The 17,800-nt window shown below is 40.7% G+C and carries 18 protein-coding genes; 12 read left to right on the top strand and 6 right to left on the bottom strand.

The features are described from left to right. Positions 1-8 precede the first annotated feature (8 nt). A complete protein-coding gene (gene rnjA, locus FQ085_RS01730; protein WP_058384814.1) occupies positions 9-1,676 on the bottom strand; it encodes a ribonuclease J1 in 1,668 nt (555 codons plus the stop codon). 2 nt (positions 1,677-1,678) lie between these two features. Then, complete coding sequence (locus FQ085_RS01725) at positions 1,679-1,891, bottom strand: DNA-dependent RNA polymerase subunit epsilon (RefSeq protein WP_058386868.1); 213 nt, start codon at positions 1,889-1,891, stop codon at positions 1,679-1,681. Between the two features lie 286 nt (positions 1,892-2,177). On the opposite strand from FQ085_RS01725, the gene FQ085_RS01720 reads away from it, so the two are divergent. After that, on the top strand, positions 2,178-2,948 hold the full coding sequence (locus FQ085_RS01720; protein WP_149455765.1) for a Cof-type HAD-IIB family hydrolase: 771 nt from the start codon (positions 2,178-2,180) through the stop codon (positions 2,946-2,948). A 67-nt stretch (positions 2,949-3,015) separates the two neighbouring features. Here the strand turns inward: FQ085_RS01720 and def are convergent, their stop codons facing one another. Beyond that, on the bottom strand, positions 3,016-3,582 hold the full coding sequence (gene def, locus FQ085_RS01715) for a peptide deformylase (protein WP_149455764.1): 567 nt from the start codon (positions 3,580-3,582) through the stop codon (positions 3,016-3,018). 146 nt (positions 3,583-3,728) lie between these two features. On the opposite strand from def, the gene FQ085_RS01710 reads away from it, so the two are divergent. From FQ085_RS01710 to FQ085_RS01685, 6 genes are all read left to right on the top strand, one after another. Then, complete coding sequence (locus FQ085_RS01710; RefSeq protein WP_058384817.1) at positions 3,729-4,373, top strand: YkyA family protein; 645 nt, start codon at positions 3,729-3,731, stop codon at positions 4,371-4,373. Between the two features lie 252 nt (positions 4,374-4,625). Next, on the top strand, positions 4,626-5,738 hold the full coding sequence (pdhA, locus tag FQ085_RS01705) for a pyruvate dehydrogenase (acetyl-transferring) E1 component subunit alpha (protein WP_058384818.1): 1,113 nt from the start codon (positions 4,626-4,628) through the stop codon (positions 5,736-5,738). Between the two features lie 3 nt (positions 5,739-5,741). Further along, a complete protein-coding gene (locus FQ085_RS01700) occupies positions 5,742-6,719 on the top strand; it encodes an alpha-ketoacid dehydrogenase subunit beta (RefSeq protein ID WP_058384819.1) in 978 nt (325 codons plus the stop codon). Between the two features lie 28 nt (positions 6,720-6,747). Beyond that, positions 6,748-8,139 (top strand): dihydrolipoamide acetyltransferase family protein, encoded by a 1,392-nt coding sequence (locus FQ085_RS01695; protein ID WP_149455763.1) that lies wholly within the window; start codon positions 6,748-6,750, stop codon positions 8,137-8,139. A 5-nt stretch (positions 8,140-8,144) separates the two neighbouring features. Then, a complete protein-coding gene (gene lpdA / locus FQ085_RS01690; protein WP_058384821.1) occupies positions 8,145-9,554 on the top strand; it encodes a dihydrolipoyl dehydrogenase in 1,410 nt (469 codons plus the stop codon). Between the two features lie 88 nt (positions 9,555-9,642). Continuing rightward, positions 9,643-10,482: a polysaccharide deacetylase family protein gene (locus FQ085_RS01685; RefSeq protein WP_149455762.1), complete on the top strand. Its 840-nt coding sequence runs from the start codon at positions 9,643-9,645 to the stop codon at positions 10,480-10,482. 343 nt (positions 10,483-10,825) lie between these two features. Here the strand turns inward: FQ085_RS01685 and FQ085_RS01680 are convergent, their stop codons facing one another. Continuing rightward, entirely contained in the window at positions 10,826-12,295 is a 1,470-nt protein-coding gene (locus FQ085_RS01680; RefSeq protein ID WP_058384823.1) for an aminotransferase class I/II-fold pyridoxal phosphate-dependent enzyme, read from the bottom strand. 136 nt (positions 12,296-12,431) lie between these two features. Here FQ085_RS01680 and FQ085_RS01675 point away from each other — a divergent pair, with 136 nt between their 5' ends. Both FQ085_RS01675 and FQ085_RS01670 read left to right on the top strand, forming a co-directional pair. After that, entirely contained in the window at positions 12,432-13,397 is a 966-nt protein-coding gene (locus FQ085_RS01675; protein ID WP_058384824.1) for an NAD(P)H-dependent flavin oxidoreductase, read from the top strand. Positions 13,398-13,412: 15 nt separating this feature from the next. Continuing rightward, positions 13,413-13,691 (top strand): UPF0223 family protein, encoded by a 279-nt coding sequence (locus FQ085_RS01670; RefSeq protein WP_058384825.1) that lies wholly within the window; start codon positions 13,413-13,415, stop codon positions 13,689-13,691. Between the two features lie 19 nt (positions 13,692-13,710). Here FQ085_RS01670 and FQ085_RS01665 read toward each other — a convergent pair whose 3' ends face one another. Then, the gene (locus tag FQ085_RS01665; RefSeq protein WP_149455761.1) at positions 13,711-14,352 is read right to left on the bottom strand and encodes a YktB family protein; all 642 of its coding nucleotides are present in this window, start codon (positions 14,350-14,352) and stop codon (positions 13,711-13,713) included. Positions 14,353-14,522: 170 nt separating this feature from the next. On the opposite strand from FQ085_RS01665, the gene FQ085_RS01660 reads away from it, so the two are divergent. Together FQ085_RS01660 and FQ085_RS01655 are read left to right on the top strand one after the other, a co-directional pair. After that, complete coding sequence (locus tag FQ085_RS01660; RefSeq protein WP_038704363.1) at positions 14,523-14,717, top strand: hypothetical protein; 195 nt, start codon at positions 14,523-14,525, stop codon at positions 14,715-14,717. 86 nt (positions 14,718-14,803) lie between these two features. Continuing rightward, on the top strand, positions 14,804-15,595 hold the full coding sequence (locus FQ085_RS01655) for an inositol monophosphatase family protein (protein ID WP_149455760.1): 792 nt from the start codon (positions 14,804-14,806) through the stop codon (positions 15,593-15,595). A gap of 34 nt (positions 15,596-15,629) precedes the next feature. Here the strand turns inward: FQ085_RS01655 and FQ085_RS01650 are convergent, their stop codons facing one another. Beyond that, on the bottom strand, positions 15,630-15,815 hold the full coding sequence (locus FQ085_RS01650; RefSeq protein WP_058386869.1) for a YlaF family protein: 186 nt from the start codon (positions 15,813-15,815) through the stop codon (positions 15,630-15,632). A 123-nt stretch (positions 15,816-15,938) separates the two neighbouring features. Here FQ085_RS01650 and typA point away from each other — a divergent pair, with 123 nt between their 5' ends. Further along, complete coding sequence (gene typA / locus FQ085_RS01645) at positions 15,939-17,786, top strand: translational GTPase TypA (RefSeq protein WP_058384828.1); 1,848 nt, start codon at positions 15,939-15,941, stop codon at positions 17,784-17,786. Positions 17,787-17,800 lie beyond the last annotated feature (14 nt).

Here is a 17,800-nt window from a genome sequence, read left to right as displayed (position 1 = left end):
CCATCTTATTAAACTTCCATAATTACTGGCAAAATCATTGGACGACGTTTTGTTTTTTCATACAAATACGGTCCAAGAACATCAGAAATATCATTTTTCAATTCTGCCCAGTCCGTATTTTTGCTATGAATTTTTTTGTTTAAGTGACGATTAAGCATTTGCTGAGCTTCGTAAATCATTGTACCTGACTCACGCATGTAAACAAATCCACGTGAAATAATATCAGGACCCGAAACCATTTTGTTCTTTTGCATATCCACACTTACAACAACGATAACTAAACCTTCTTCAGAAAGAACACGACGATCACGTAACACAATGTTGCCAATGTCGCCGATTCCACTACCGTCGATATAAACATCACCGGAAGGAACGCGCCCCGCAATAGAAGCTTCATCTTGACCTAAAGCAAGAACTTCACCATTTTCCATAATGAATGTGTTTTCTAATGGAACATCACATTCAACAGCTAAACCGGCATGTGTTTTTAACATACGGTATTCACCATGAATTGGCATAAAGTATTTTGGTTTAATCAAACGAAGCATTAATTTGTTTTCAGGCTCTGAACCGTGACCAGACGTATGGATGTTGTTAAGCGATCCGTGAATAACGTCTGCGCCGGCACGGAACAATAAATTGATTGTTCGGTTGACGCTACTCGTATTGCCCGGAATTGGCGAAGATGAGAAGACAACCGTATCATTTGGTTGAATTTGGATTTGACGGTGAGTCCCGTTGGCAATTCTTGAAAGAGCAGCCATTGGTTCGCCTTGTGAACCGGTACATAAAATAAGTACTTCGTTAGCAGGTAGACGGTTCAAGGTTTGTGTATCCACAAACGCATCTTCAGGCGCGTTAATATAACCAAGCTCGCGACCAATCGTCATAGCGTTATCCATACTACGGCCGAAAACAGCTATTTTGCGTCCTTGTGCCACGGCTTCATCTGTCACTTGTTGCAGACGATAAATGTTTGAAGCGAAAGTAGCAAAAATCAAACGACCATCGACTTTTCTCATAATGTCTTTAATCGTTTCGCCGACTTTTCGTTCAGACATCGTGAAGTCAGGAACTTCAGCGTTGGTACTATCGGATAGAAGACAAAGAACACCTTCGCTACCGATTTGAGCCATTTTCAATAAATTGGCAGGCTCTCCTACAGGCGTGAAATCAAATTTAAAATCACCTGTATGGACAATATTGCCGGGCGGTGTTTTTACAACTACACCAAATGCATCAGGAATACTGTGAGTTGTACGGAAAAAGCTAACGGCCGTCTTCCGGAACTTGATGACATCTTCTTCTTCGATTTCAGTCATTTTTGTTTGACGCAATAAACCGTGTTCTTCTAGCTTTTTACGTAATAAGCCTAATGCTAGTTTTCCGCCATATACAGGAATATTTATCTTTTTAAGTAAGTAAGGAATACCGCCGATATGATCTTCATGGCCGTGTGTAATGAAAAGACCTTTGATCTTATCGACGTTTTTTACTAAGTACGTGTAATCCGGAATAACGTAATCGATTCCGAGCAAATCGTCTTCCGGAAATTTAATGCCGGCATCAATTAGGATAATTTCATCCTGAAATTGAACACCATACGTATTTTTGCCGATTTCACCCAGTCCGCCGAGTGCAAAAACAGCTGTTTGATCATTTTTAACGAATTTCATCGTTATTCGATGCTCTCAACTTCGTAATTTTGACTAGCTTGTTCATACTCAAGGTGATTGCCTTCAAGTAGTTGAACAAGTTCAATATTGTAGTCACGATCTTTTAAATGGTGTCGGACTTCGCGCTCGGATGCTGCTTCCACATAAAGGCTTTGTGTATTTTCACGAACAGGTACTTCAAAACGGTTTTCTTGGTAGTATACTTTAAAAATCATTGTTTGCTCTCCTTTTTCCACGCTCAAATAGATGCACTTCCTTTATATTATCATGACATTAGACTAAAATAAAGAATAGCCCTCCTTATTTATAAAGAAGGGCTAAAACGTTTATGCGATTTTCTTTTTATTCATGATGCCATTGAGCTGTCTGAGAAGTTTTCTTTTCAACCGTTTCAGCATGGCTAACCACTCCTTAACGCGATTATACTGCGTTTTCTGACAATTGTAAAGAAGCTGAACCTGTGTATTCAACCCTAATTATATTAAGAATGGAGATTCTAAAATGCCGAAATTATTATTGCTAGATATCGATGGAACTTTGTTGGATTCACACAAAAAACTACCGGCTTCTGCAAAAGAAGCACTGCAACAAGCACGATTGAATGGACATGACTTAGCCATTGCCACTGGACGCGGACCATTTATGATTACTTCTATTCTAGAAGAACTAAAAATCGATACGTACATTACGTTCAACGGACAGTACATCTCACATAACAACAAAGTGGTTCATAAGCAAGCAATCGAAGCTAACATGCTAAATGAAATTCTTGCGTATGCAGAGCAACGCAATCATCCCATTGTCTTTATGAACGAAGAGAAAATGGTATCTTCTATCGATTTCCATCCGGATATTGAAGAAAGTATACAGACGCTGAAAATACCGCATCCTGAAACAGAGAAAGATTTTCATTTGAATCACGAAGTCTACCAAGCACTGGTGTTCTGTGAAAAAGAAGAAGAACAGCAATACCACGATGCATTTAAAGAAGTAGACTTTGTCCGCTGGCACCGCGTCTCTTGTGATATTTCACCAAAAGGTGGTACTAAGGCAAGCGGAATTAAAAAGTTGATCCGCGCAACAGGTCACTCTATTGAAGACACAATCGCATTTGGTGATGGTTTGAACGATTTAGACATGATGGATGTCGCCGGATATAGTGTCGCAATGGCAAATGGTCACGAAGAAACCAAAAAACGCGCATCCTATGTAACGGAACACGTAGACAACGACGGTCTAGCAAAAGCGTTCAAGCATTTAAAATTAATTTGACAAAGAAAAGCGAAAGCGCCTGTTCGAGCTAGGTGCTTGAGCATATAGAATAAAAAAGAGACGCGGCTTATTCAGCCGCGTCTCTTCCGATTGCAATCGCATTTTCAATTTCAGCGAAAGGATTTGTTGGATTGATGTGATCGAAGAACATGACTCCATTCAAATGATCAAGTTCATGCTGGAATGCAATAGCAGGTAACCCTGTCAAACGCATTTTGAATTCTTCACCATCTGGATTAAAAGCTTTAACGGTAATTCGCGCATATCTTGGAACATATCCAGGAACTGCACGATCAACGGACAAACAACCTTCTCCAGCAGCTAAATAAGCTTTTTCTATAGAGTGACTGACTATTTTAGGATTAATGGCAACGAGACTAAGATCTTCTCCTGTACTCTCGTCAAAATGCAAAGCGAACATTCGTTTTGCTTCATTTATTTGAGGGGCTGCAATACCAACACCGGGACGCAAATCATATTTTTCAGCCAGTTCATCGTCTTGGCTGTCAACTACATATTCCATAAGGTCTTTACTCAATTGACGATCTTCCTGAGACAGTGGAAATTTCACTTCTTCAGAACGTTTTCTGAGTGTAGGATGACCTTCGCGTATTATATCTTTCATTCGTATCAACTGATTTCATCCTTTCAAATGTCTTGCTATGTATTTTATTATAACGCAATTTTTCTATTTTGAAAAAAGAAAAAGCTGCAAAGCGTAGTTGTATTTTCCGTATGTGCATACTATAGTTAATTCATGGGAATTAAGGAGTGAACTAGATGAAAAAAACAGCCGTAGCGTTAAGTTTTTTCGTAATTTTTTTGTTAACTGCTTGTTCAGGTTCAGGAATTCGCGGAGATTTAGATCAAGTACTTAACGATACTTTCGATGCGGAAGAGGAGTACCGTGCAGTGCAAGACGATTTGGAAAAGCGGGAGAAAACAGAACAACAATTGTTTGAAGAAATTATGGCATTGACACAAGAAGAGCAAGACCAAGTAGCTAAACAAGCACAAACTGCGCTTGATTCGGCAGACGAACGTCTAGAGTTCTTAAAAACTGAAAAAGAATCAATGCAGTCTGCAGAAGAAAATTTCACTGACATTGATAAAGTGATCAAAGCTGCCGAAGAAGTAGCTGTAAAAGCAGACGTGGAAGCGCTGAAGGCAAAAATGAAAGAACGCTTCACAGCTCATTCGGAGTTTACGAAAGCTTATGAAAAGTTGATAGAAAGACAAAAAGAATTGTATGAGATGTTGAAGAAGGAAGAAACTACGTTGCAACTGCTTCAAGAAAAAGCTGCGGAAGTAAATGAACAAAACGAACAAGTTCAACTGGCTGTTACAGCATTTAACGAAGTAACCAAACAGGTCAATGAATTAAAAGATGCCACAATGAAAAAAATAGATGAAAGTGAGGAATAAGCGGCCTTTATGGTCGCTTTTTCTGTCCTATAAAAGATGTGTAAAAACGACTCTGTATTATAATACAGGACATTAAACGAACTGATACAGTTCAAGAAAACAAAATTGTCATGCAATTATTATTGCTTAAAAATGTCAGGTTCTCTATGATTGACCCACGTTTTGTCGTAACGTATACTAAGTAGGAATGCGAAATTGTATCATAACTTGTATCTAATTATTTTAATACAGATAAAAAGGAGAGTTGCTTTTATGGCTGCGAAAAAATCACAGCAGTTCGATCCAGTAGAGACGCTGAATGCAATCGAAGAAAAGTTTGAAATGGTTCAGATTTTAAATGAAGAAGGCGAAATCGTTAACAAAGAGGCTGACCCGAAACTTTCGGACGAAGACCTACAGGAATTGATGAGCCGGATGGTATATACACGAATTCTTGATCAGCGTTCAATTTCTTTGAACCGTCAAGGACGTCTTGGATTTTATGCTCCGACAGCAGGACAAGAAGCTTCACAACTAGCTTCTCATTTTGCCTTGTCAAAAGAAGATTTCATTTTGCCAGGTTACCGTGACGTTCCACAATTGATTTGGCATGGATGGCCACTTCATCAGGCATTCTTGTTTTCACGTGGACATTTCATGGGGAACCAAATGGCTGAAGGTTTGAATATCTTGCCTCCGCAAATCATCATTGGTGCTCAATTTATTCAAGCTACTGGTGTTGCTCTAGGTATGCAAAAACGTAAAAAAGAAGCTGTTGCAGTTACTTACACAGGTGATGGCGGTTCTTCTCAGGGAGATTTCTACGAAGGAATCAACTTTGCAGGCGCGTTCCGCGCACCGGCTATTTTCATTGTGCAAAATAACCAGTATGCGATTTCGACTCCTCGCGAACTTCAAACTTCAGCGAAAACGATTGCTCAAAAAGCAGTTGCAGCTGGAATTCCTGGTGTTCTTGTAGATGGTATGGATCCACTTGCAGTATATGCTGTAACGCGTGATGCTCGTGAACGCGCAGTTAAAGGCGATGGACCAACATTAATCGAAACACTTTGCTACCGTTATGGACCACATACGATGGCGGGCGATGACCCTACACGTTACCGTACATCAGACATTGATAGCGAATGGGAAAAGAAAGACCCTCTTATTCGTTTCCGTAAATATTTGGAAGCAAAAGGCATTTGGGATGAAGCAAAAGAAAATGAAGTAATCGATAAAGCTAAAGAAGAAATTAAAGCAGCAATCAAAAAAGCTGACGGTGCTCCAAAACAGAAAGTATCAGATCTTTTAGAGCTTATGTATGAAGACGTGCCGTTTAATGTTCAGGAACAGTTGGATATTTATAAAGCAAAGGAGTCGAAGTAAGCCATGGCACAATTAACAATGATCCAAGCAATTACCGACGCTCTGAAAACAGAGATGAAGAATGATGAAAACGTTCTTGTTTTCGGTGAAGATGTAGGAAATAACGGCGGTGTATTCCGCGCGACTGAAGGTCTACAAAAAGAATTCGGCGAAGACCGTGTTTTTGATACTCCTTTAGCTGAATCAGGTATTGGCGGTTTGGCTATTGGTTTAGCTTTGCAAGGATATCGTCCAGTTCCAGAAATTCAGTTTTTTGGATTTGTTTTTGAAGTAATGGATTCAATTAGCGGGCAAATGGCACGTATGCGTTTCCGCAGTGGTGGAAGCTTAACTTCTCCTGTAACAATCCGCTCACCATTTGGTGGCGGTGTCCACACACCTGAAATGCATGCTGATTCATTAGAAGGATTGATGGCAGCTCAACCAGGTCTGAAAGTGGTTATTCCGTCTACACCTTATGATGCTAAAGGATTGTTGATTTCAGCAATTCGTGATAACGATCCTGTTATTTTCTTAGAGCACATGAAACTATACCGTTCATTCCGTCAAGAAGTACCTGAAGAAGAATACACAATTCCTTTAGGTAAAGCTGATGTGAAACGTGAAGGGAAAGACTTAACGATTATCGCTTATGGTGCAATGGTACAAGAAAGTATCAAAGCTGCAGAAGAACTGGAAAAAGAAAATTATTCGGTTGAAGTGGTCGATCTTCGTACGATCCAACCGCTTGATATTGAAACAATCATCGCATCAGTTGAAAAAACAGGTCGTGCTATGGTCGTTCAAGAAGCTCAAAAACAAGCTGGAATTGCAGCGAGTGTTGTAGCTGAAATTACAGACCGTGCCATTCTTACTTTAGAAGCACCTGTTCTTCGTGTAACAGCACCAGATTCAATATTCCCATTCTCACAAGCGGAAGAAGTTTGGTTGCCAAATGCGAAGGATATTATCGAAACAGCGAAGAAAGTTTTAACTTTTTAAATTAGACAGAACCGAAAGGGTGATATACATGGCTTTTGAATTTCGTTTGCCGGATATCGGAGAAGGTATCCATGAAGGTGAAATCGTAAAATGGTTCGTAAAAGCGGGGGACACAATCGAAGAAGACGATATTCTTGTCGAAGTACAAAATGACAAGGCCGTTGTCGAAATTCCTTCACCCGTTTCAGGAACAGTTGAAGAAGTATTGGTGGCAGAAGGAACGGTTGCAGTAGTAGGCGATATTTTAGTTCGCATCGATGCACCGGACGCTGAAGAAATGAGTTTTAAAGGGAGTCACGGTGACAAAAAAGAAGTCGCTCCTGAAGTAAAAGAAGAAACAGAAGAACAAGTCCAAGCCGGTACAGCTGAATCTGGTGGAGATGTGGATAAAGCATCTGCTAAAGAAGAAGAACCGAAAAAACAAACAGGTGCTGGATCTCAACCACAGGCTGACTCAACAGAGGAGTCTGATCCGACTGCACGCGTAATTTCAATGCCGTCTGTTCGTAAATTTGCACGCGACAACGATGTCGATATTAAGCAAGTAACAGGATCTGGTAATAATGGACGAGTGTTAAAAGAAGACGTGGAAGCGTTTAAGAACGGCGATCAAAAAGCAGCAACACCTGCAGCTTCTGAAGAAGTATCACAAGAAGTAACAGAAGAAAGCACTGATAAAGCAGCAGCTCCGAAAGCGGCAGTAGCTCCTGAAGGTGAATTCCCTGAAACGCGTGAGAAAATGTCAGGAATTCGTAAAGCAATCGCTAAAGCAATGGTTCATTCAAAACACACTGCTCCGCACGTAACCTTAATGGACGAAGTAGATGTGACAGAACTTGTAGCACATCGCAAAAAGTTCAAAGACATTGCAGCAGAAAAAGAAATCAAGTTAACGTATTTACCATATGTAGTAAAAGCGTTAGTCAGCACATTGCGTGAATTCCCAGCTTTAAACACATCGTTTGATGATGAAACAAGCGAAGTGATTCAGAAGCATTATTTCAATATCGGAATTGCTGCAGATACAGAAAAAGGGTTAATGGTTCCGGTTATTAAAAATGCAGACCGTAAATCAGTATTCGCTATTTCTGATGAAATCAATGGCTTAGCGACAAAAGCGCGTGATGGTAAATTATCAGCTGCTGAAATGAAAGGTGCATCATGCTCAATCACGAATATCGGTTCTGCTGGTGGACAATGGTTTACACCTGTTATTAATCATCCGGAAGTAGCGATTCTTGGAATTGGCCGAATCGCAGAGAAACCTGTAATTAAAAATGGTGAAATTGTAGCGGCACCTGTGTTAGCATTGTCATTGAGCTTTGATCATAGAATGATCGATGGTGCAACAGCACAGCACGCATTAAATCATATTAAACGTTTATTAAGTGAACCTGAATTACTATTAATGGAGGCGTAAAAATTATGGTAGTAGGAGATTTCCCAATCGAAACAGACACGCTCGTAATTGGCTCAGGCCCTGGCGGTTATGTTGCAGCAATCCGGGCAGCGCAAACTGGCCAAAAAGTAACAATCGTAGAGAAAGAATATATTGGTGGCGTTTGCTTGAACGTCGGCTGTATCCCTTCAAAAGCAATGATTTCTGTTGGGCACCGTTTTGAGGAAGCTCAGCATTCAGAAGACATGGGAATTATCGCAAAGGAAGTTTCACTTAACTTTGAAAAAGCGCAAGCGTTCAAAGATGGCGTCGTTAAGAAATTGACTGGCGGCGTTGAGTCTCTTCTGAAAGGCAATAAAGTTGAAATTTTACGCGGTGAAGCTTATTTTGTTGATGAAAACACTGTCCGCATTATGGATGACAATTCAGCACAAACGTATAAATTTAAAAATGCTATTATCGCAACTGGATCTCGTCCAGTCGAAATCCCGACTTTCAAATTTACAAAACGCGTAATTAATTCAACTGGCGCTTTGGCACTGACTGAGCTTCCGAAAAAACTTATCGTTATTGGCGGCGGATATATCGGTACAGAGCTTGGTACTGCATTTGCAAACATGGGTTCTGAAGTAACGATCCTTGAAGGCACACCGGATATCCTTGCTGGGTTTGAAAAACAAATGACAGCAATCGTCAAAAAAGGATTGAAGAAAAAAGGCGTTGAAGTTATCACTAAAGCATCTGCTAAAGGTGTAAAAGAAACTGATTCTGGCGTTACGGTATCGTATGAAGCGGGCGGAGAAGAAAAAACGCTTGAAGCAGATTATGTTCTTGTAACTGTTGGCCGTCGTCCAAATACAGACGAAATGGGTCTTGAAGAATTGAACTTGAATATGTCTGACCGTGGCTTGATCGAAGTCGACAAACAATGTCGTACAAACATCTCCAACATTTATGCAATCGGTGATGTAGTAGCTGGCCTTCAGTTAGCGCACAAAGCTTCATACGAAGGTAAAGTAGCCGCAGAAGCAATTGCAGGAGAAAAGTCTGAAGTTGATTACATGGCTATTCCAGCGGTCTGCTTTACAGATCCGGAACTTGCAAGCGTTGGTTTGTCTGAAGAACAGGCAAAAGAAGAAGGATTCGAAGCTGCGGCTGCGAAATTCCCATTCGCTGCAAACGGCCGTGCTCTTTCATTAAACGCAACTGAAGGATTCGTGAAGCTGGTTTCGCGTAAATCTGACGGTTTGCTGTTAGGTGCACAAATTGTTGGAGCTGGCGCATCAGACATGATCGCTGAGCTTGGTCTTGCTATCGAAGCTGGAATGACAGTAGAAGATATCGCGATGACGATTCATGCTCATCCAACACTTGCTGAAATCACTATGGAAGCTGCTGAAGTAGCTCTTGGAACACCAATTCACATTATTAAATAAATAGTAGAGAAGTCGCTTTTGCGGCTTCTTTTTTTTGAAGAAAAGCTATTTTTCATGGTAAGATTTGTTTGACAAAGGAGTGTTTGGATTGATAAATAGAAAAGCAATGGTTTTGGTAACCGCCCTGTTATTACTAGCGGCATGTGGAAATGACGATGAAGCAGTTACAAATAAGGAAGAAAAGACAGTTAAAGAACAAGTTGCAACTGAAGGAAAAAAAGCCGAAAAAGATGAAGAAGTAATTGAAACAAAAGAAGAAGCAGTTGAAGAAGAACCAAAAGAAGAAGTAACGTCGGAACCACAATATCGCATCAATCCTGCTAATTGGTCAGTACAACCTATAGCAGATGCTGCTGAAAAAGTAGTATTAGTAACTATTGATGATGCGCCGGATAAACATTCAATAGAAATGGCAGAAACATTGAAAAGTAAAGAAATTCCAGCAATTTTCTTCGTCAATGGTCATTTTTTAGATACAGATGAGGAAAAGCAACAGTTAAAAGAAATCTACGATATGGGCTTTGTAATTGGGAATCATACATATAGCCACGAAAATTTAAAAAATCTTTCTGAGCAGCAGCAGCAACAAGAAATTTTGGAGATTAATAAAGTTGTTGAAGAAATTACTGGAGAAAAACCAAAGTTTTTCCGTGCTCCTTTTGGCTCTAATACTGACTTTAGCAAACAACTTGTCGAAGACCAACAGATGGTTCTCATGAACTGGACCTACGGCTACGACTGGGAAAAAGACTATCAAGACGCTGCGGCATTAACAGAAATTATGGTTAATACGGAGTATTTAAATAATGGTGCTAATTTATTGATGCACGATCGAGATTGGACTGCAGAGGCATTACCCGGAATTATCCGAGGACTACAAGATAAAGGATATAGCTTTGTGGACCCGAAAACAATCGAAGGTATGTAAAAAAACGATCCACAGGTATTTTTCTGTGGATCGTTTTTTTAGGGTTCATTACGTAAACTTATGCCTGTCGAATCTACATGGCTGCTTGCGCTTTTCGGTGTCTAGACTCCAGCAGCCAGATTCTCTGGACATAAGCCACTCTGGCTGTGTGGCTGAAAACACGCCACTTCGCCAGTGCATCTTATGCCTGTCGAATCTACATGGCTGCTTGCGCTTTTCGGTGTCCAGTTGCAAGTGCCTAGCTCCTCGGGACATAAGTCAACCCAGCTGCGTGGCAAAGAACGCCACACTGCTGGGCCGTCTTATGCCTGTCGGAGCTGACCAGGCACTTTCACTTTTCGTGTTACCTAATCGCTTGTTGTTCTTTTATAACCCGTAGCATTTGCAGTGTGTCGTCTTCTGGTCCTTGTACGGGTAACCCGGCAGCTACGTTCATATGGATATAGTTGATATTTTCTTGGGTGATGATTTCACCAGGAATGAAAATAGGGATACCGGGTGGGTAGACCATGATAAATTCAGCAGAAATGCGTCCGACTGCTTCATTGATTGAGATAACTTCTGTTGTTGCATAGAAAGCGTCACGTGGTGTCATTGCGAGTCTTGGAATGTCTGGCATCAATACGACAGGTTCGATGACTACGGCATCACTTTCTAAGGTCTCAGTCATACGTTGAAGTGCATTGATCAATAGATTTACTTCTTTGCGGCTATCGCCAATTGTGATGAGGCATAAAATATTATACAAATCGGAAAGTTCGATTTCAATATTAGCATTTTCTCTCAGCCATTCCTCGGCCTGATGTCCAGTAATACCTAAATTCTTTACACTGATTAATAGTTTCGTCGGGTCCATATCAAAAGTGGCGGACGAATTTAGTAATTCTTTACCCACACAGTGTAAATGAGGGATTTTGTTGATGCGTTTGCGCGCATCTTGAGCTAACCGAATCGTCCGATCAATCAAATCATAGCCATTGATTGCCAATTGACGGCGCGCAGTATCAAGAGACGCTAAGATTGGATAGGACGTCGACGTCGTCGTTAGCATAGAAAGCGTCGATTGTACGCGCTTTGGCGATACTAAACCTTCTCGTACATTTAGCACTGAACTTTGTGTCATAGATCCACCTAATTTATGGACGGAAGTTGCTGCCATATCCGCTCCTGCCGACATTGCGGAAATCGGCAATGACTTATGGAAATGAATATGAACCCCATGTGCCTCATCGACCAGAACAGGGACATTTCGCGAATGTGCAATATCGACAATCCGTTTTAAGTCAGCGGCTACACCGAAATAAGTCGGATTAATGACTAGTACGGCTTTAGTATCTGGGTATTCAACTAATGCTTTTTCTACTGCTTCCGCCGAAATTCCATGAGAGATACCAAGCTCAGGATCTACTTCAGGATGAATGAAAATCGGGATAGCACCAGCGAAAACAATAGCCGACATGATAGATTTATGGACATTTCTTGGCACTAGAATTTTATCATTGGGACCAACGACACTAAGAATCATTGTCATAATTGCGCCACTTGTACCTTGTACAGAAAAGAATGTATAATCTGCTCCAAAAGCTTCAGCAGCTAGCTCTTGCGCTTTTTTGATGGCACCTTTTGGAGAATGTAAATCATCCAAAGGAGCGATGTTAATTAAATCGATAGAAAGAATGTTGTCGCCGACAAATTCTCTAAAAGCTGGATCTACACCTTGCCCTTTTTTGTGGCCAGGAATGTGAAACTGGATTGGGTGCCGGTTTCGATGCTTGAGAAGCGCATCAAATAACGGAGTTTCTAATTGAGACAATGATAAGCCCACCTCGCTAAATAAAATGAAAACAAAATGAATTATAGCATGATGTACTCACCTATAGTACAAATTAAAAGGATTTTACATCGTGAAAGCGAATACATGAACAGATAGAGAGAAAAGGAGTGATTCGATGGAGTTCAAAACAAAAGTGACGGAACTATTAGGAATTCGTTATCCGATTATTCAAGGGGGGTTGGCTTACTTAGCCTATGCGGAACTAGCTGCGGCAGTGTCAAATGCAGGAGGACTTGGTCAAATTACAGCAATGAGTTTGTCAACGCCTGAAGAATTGAGAACAGAGATTCAAAAAGTAAGACAATTGACGGACAAGCCTTTTGGTGTTAATTTTGCAATTGGCGATCACGGTCGTTCGTTTTCTCATATGTTGAATGTAGCGATTGAAGAAGGAGTGCCGGTTGTTTCGATGACTGGTGGCAATCCGACGCCAATATTCGAGCAACTAAAAGAGACCAACATTAAAAAGTTGGTATTGGTTGCTGCAAAAAGGCAAGCTCAAAAAGCAGAAAGTCTCGGTGCTGATGCTGTTATGGTCGTGGGTCAAGAAGGTGGTGGGCACTTGGGGCGTGACGATATTGGGACAATGGTGCTAATTCCACAAGTGGTAGATGCTGTAAAGATTCCGGTTATCGCTTCAGGAGGAATTGGTGACGGACGGGGCTGGATGGCCGCTCTTGCATTAGGTGCTGAAGGAATTGAAATGGGCACACGCTTTATTGCCACAAAAGAATGCGTCCATGCCTCAGCAGCATATAAACAGCAGCTAATCAATAGTTCAGAGAACGATACAGTTATTATCAAACGCAGCATTGGTGCGCCTGCGCGAACGTTACGGAATAGTTGGACCGACAAAATTTTAGAGATTGAAAGTCACGCGCCCACTTATGAGGCTTTAAAAGAATACATTAGTGGTGAAGCCAACAAGCGTTTCATCTATAATGGAGAAACAGACCAAGGCTTTGGTTGGGCGGGACAAGTGACTGGATTGATCAAAGATGAGCCGACAGTTCAGGAACTGATTGACTCAATGGTCAAACAGGCTGAAGAAATCCGAGGTAAATGGTCAGTTACTAGATGAAATGAGGGATGAACAATGGATTATTCTTATCCATTTTCAATTGAATGGTCAACAGAAGAAATTATTGATGTTGTCGGTTTTTTTGAAGCAATTGAAATGGCTTATGAAAAAGGCATTACCCGACAAGACTTATTGACGCGCTATCGTAAGTTCAAGCAAGTAGTTCCTTCGATATCAGAAGAAAAAACCTATTTTCGTGAATTTGAAGAAGAAAGTGGGTATGTAGCCTTTCCGGTTATTAAAGAAATGAAAGCTGGAACAGGCGATGAAACCATCAAACTAAAAAACAAGTAATAAAAAAGAACCTGTAGCCTTAGCGGCTGACAGGTTCTTTTGCTGGTTGGAGCAAAGCTGTATAAACAGGCAGTAAAGCTTGGAAAGTTTCTTCTGTGAATTGAAAAAATTGTTCCTTATTTAAAGAAGCGGCCTGTTCTCTAGTTAAATGGCGGCCAATTACAAATTCGCCTTTTTTTACATCACGCAACCGAATTAGCAGTTTTTCAATACCTGCGTCACCTAATTCATATAACGTATCGGACTGCGGTTTCATATGATCTCCTGAAGCGGTGAAATCGGTTGGCAACTGTTGCAATACATCAGAATGCAATAAGTTTTGCGCCATTGCAGTTTTATTGGGAGCCTCATAAATAACCGCTAAAATAATGAATACGTGACTTTCCCACATGCCAATTTGAAAATGAGGAACGGCTTTATAGCCTCTTTTAAAAGGTGCAAAGGCTACCCAACTATCATTTGGCGGATTTACAGTTCTTCGCATATGTTTAGCTACGTGAGGGAAAAATTCATTTCCGGTTTTTCCAGAGAAAAATGATGAAAATTCAATGCCAAGTTCTTCGAATTTTGGCCGGACAATATCAGTCAGTGCAGACATTCTAGCATCTAAGCCAGGAGTGTTAAAAACTTCAAAATCTTGTTCGTTCCAGTAAGGTTTCAAATAAATATCCTCCTCTAATTTAAGCAATCAGGTTTCATTTTAACGAAGTTTGGGAAAAAAGAATATAAATACGTTTCTGCCAATGGATTTCGTTAGAAAAAAATGTTATTATAAAGTTGTAACAAGATTAGTCGGAATCTTCCGACTTTGATGAGAAAGGGGTGCTCATTATGAAACAGATGGTTCAGATAATCCGCAAAGCGGATGTAGAGAAGGAATATGTACATGTATTAAAGTTAGAACTCGATTATGAACTTGCTTCACTGTTTGATGCAATGCAGCAAAAGGACGACCATGAAGTGTCTAAAAGTAAACAGCGACTTCAGGAAATTCACCTAGAACTGGAGGCCCTCCATGCGCTCTAATTCATCTATACATTAAAGGCATCTGCTAGAGTAAGACAGCAGATGCCTTTTTCGTTATACTGAAACAAACAAGGAGGGATGCACAGATGGACTTGCATGCTATGGATAGATACATAAAATCACTCATTAAAGAAGCAGGGCATCGAATTCGTAATTCTTTTTTAACGGATATTACGATTGAATCAAAATCGAATGCCAATGATTTGGTAACCAATATGGATAAAGAAATTGAACAATTTTTTATCGAGCGGATTCGCAGAGATTTCTCAGGGCATCGAATTTTTGGAGAAGAAGGCTTTGGAGATGATATCCAAAACACGAACGGAATTATTTGGTTGCTCGATCCAATTGATGGCACGATGAATTTTGTTCATCAGAAACGCAACTTTGCTATATCTCTAGGAATATACGAAGATGGGATCGGTAAACTGGGCTATATATATGATGTTGTCAACGATGATTTATACCACGGAGTTAAAGACGGTGGAGCATATTACAACAATGAAAAGCTAAGACCGCTTATGGAAACAGACATATCCGAATCCATCGTGGCAATGAATGCGACATGGTCAATCCCAAATCGTTATTTAGATCACGAAGCTATCATTCAATTGATTCGCGATGTACGTGGTACACGCTCTTATGGTTCGGCAGCACTTGAACTTGCTTATGTGGCATCTGGGCGTTTTGATGCTTACATTTCAATGAGGTTATCTCCGTGGGATATTGCTGGGGGTATGGTTATTGCTCAAGAAGTAGGTGCAATAACGACGAATTTTAAAGGAGACCCAGCAAATCTTTTAAAACAAGACACTTTTATAGCAGCTAATCCCGCAATTCATCAAGAACTGTTAGAAAAATATATAAAATTCAAGTAAAAAAAGATGCGGAATTCCGCATCTTTTTTTATAATTATAGTAATCCGGCTTCCCGCATTTCTTTTTTCTTCTTGAATCCCATGCCCATGATTAAACACAGGACTAAGATTGCTGCGAATATGCCCAGTACACTGCGCAAGCCAACAGCCAAGCCGATTCCTGCCATCGCTAGTAACGCTGCCAAAGAGTACAATACGAAGATCCATTTAATGTTTTTTATTGATTTTTTCACTTGATTTGCCTCCTGTAGCTTACAAACTGAAATAAAATCTTAGGGTTTTACACCTATATGTGCTATACTAGCACAGTTATAGGCATGAAAAAAGAATATTGGAGTGAAATTATGACTAAATTACGTAACGACTTAAGAAACATTGCAATTATTGCCCACGTTGACCATGGTAAAACAACGCTAGTGGATCAGCTTCTACAACAATCCGGAACTTTCCGTTCGAACGAACACGTTGACGAACGCGCAATGGATTCTGGCGACATCGAAAGAGAACGCGGAATTACAATTCTTGCGAAAAATACTGCAATTCAATACAAAGACGCTAAAATCAACATCCTAGATACGCCTGGACACGCGGATTTTGGTGGAGAAGTTGAACGTATCATGAAAATGGTTGATGGTGTTCTATTGGTAGTAGACGCTTATGAAGGCTGTATGCCACAAACGCGCTTCGTACTGAAAAAAGCATTAGAACAAAACCTGAAGCCAATCGTAGTTGTAAACAAAATTGACCGTGACTTTGCACGTCCTGAAGAAGTGGTTGACGAAGTCATCGAATTGTTCATTGAACTTGAAGCGAATGACGATCAATTGGAATTCCCGGTTATTTTTGCATCAGGTATGAACGGTACAGCAAGTCTTTCTTCAGATCCTGCTGATCAAGAAGAAAACATGCAGGTTGTTTATGATGCGATCCTGGAACACGTCCCAGCGCCAATCGATAACAGAGATGAGCCACTTCAGTTCCAGGTAGCTCTTCTTGATTATAGTGATTATGTTGGACGTATCGGAATCGGCCGCGTATTCCGCGGGACGATCGAAGTTGGACAATCGGTTTCATTGATGAAACTAGACGGTTCATTCAAAAACTTCCGTGTGACGAAAATGCACGGTTTCATGGGCCTAAAACGGGTGGAAATCGAAAAAGCAGAAGCTGGCGACTTGATTGCCGTTTCAGGTATGGAAGACATCAACGTAGGGGAAACGGTTTGTCCTGCAGAACATCGCGAAGCATTGCCAGTCTTACGCATTGATGAGCCAACTCTACAAATGACTTTCTTAGTTAACAATAGCCCATTTGCAGGTAAAGAAGGTAAATGGATCACTTCAAGAAAAATCCAAGAACGTTTGGATGCTCAATTGCAAACAGACGTATCTCTACGTGTAGACAATACAGATTCACCTGACGCTTGGGTAGTTTCTGGTCGCGGAGAATTGCATTTGTCGATTTTGATCGAAAACATGCGCCGTGAAGGATTCGAAATTCAAGTTTCTAAACCTGAAGTTATCGTTCGTATGGTTGACGGAGTTCGCTGCGAACCAGTAGAACGTGTTCAAGTAGACGTTCCTGAAGAATATACAGGTAACATCATTGAGTCATTAGGTGAACGTAAAGGCGAAATGTTGGATATGGTAAACAACGGTAGCGGACAAGTTCGTATGGTGTTTAATGTACCAGCACGTGGTTTGATCGGTTATACAACTGAATTCTTAACGCAAACTCGTGGCTACGGAATTATTAACCACACATTCGACAGCTACCAGCCAGTTGCTTCTGGTCGTGTTGGCGGACGTCGTGAAGGCGTATTGGTATCTATGGAGCGCGGTAAAGTTTCGACTTACGGCTTGATGGGTATCGAAGACCGCGGAACTTCATTCGTTGAAGTTGGCGCTGAAATTTACGAAGGTATGATTGTTGGACAACATAACCGCGATAGCGACCTTACAGTAAATATTGTAAAAATTAAAGCTGCAACTAACATTCGTTCAGCTAACAAAGACCAAACAACAACAATGAAAAAAGCACGTCTAATGAGCCTTGAAGAAGCACTTGAATACTTGAACGACGATGAGTATTGCGAAATTACACCGCAAACGATTCGTCTGCGTAAAAAGATTCTTGACAAAAACGAACGTGAACGTATGGCTAAGAAAAAGAAAGTTGCCATCGAAGAATAAGTGAATAGGAAGGA

The organism is Planococcus sp. ANT_H30 (assembly GCF_008369335.1).
GTDB classification, from domain to species: domain Bacteria; phylum Bacillota; class Bacilli; order Bacillales_A; family Planococcaceae; genus Planococcus; species Planococcus kocurii.
The sequence above is the reverse complement of the archived record's forward strand: the minus strand, read 5'-3'. Positions and strand labels throughout refer to the sequence as shown.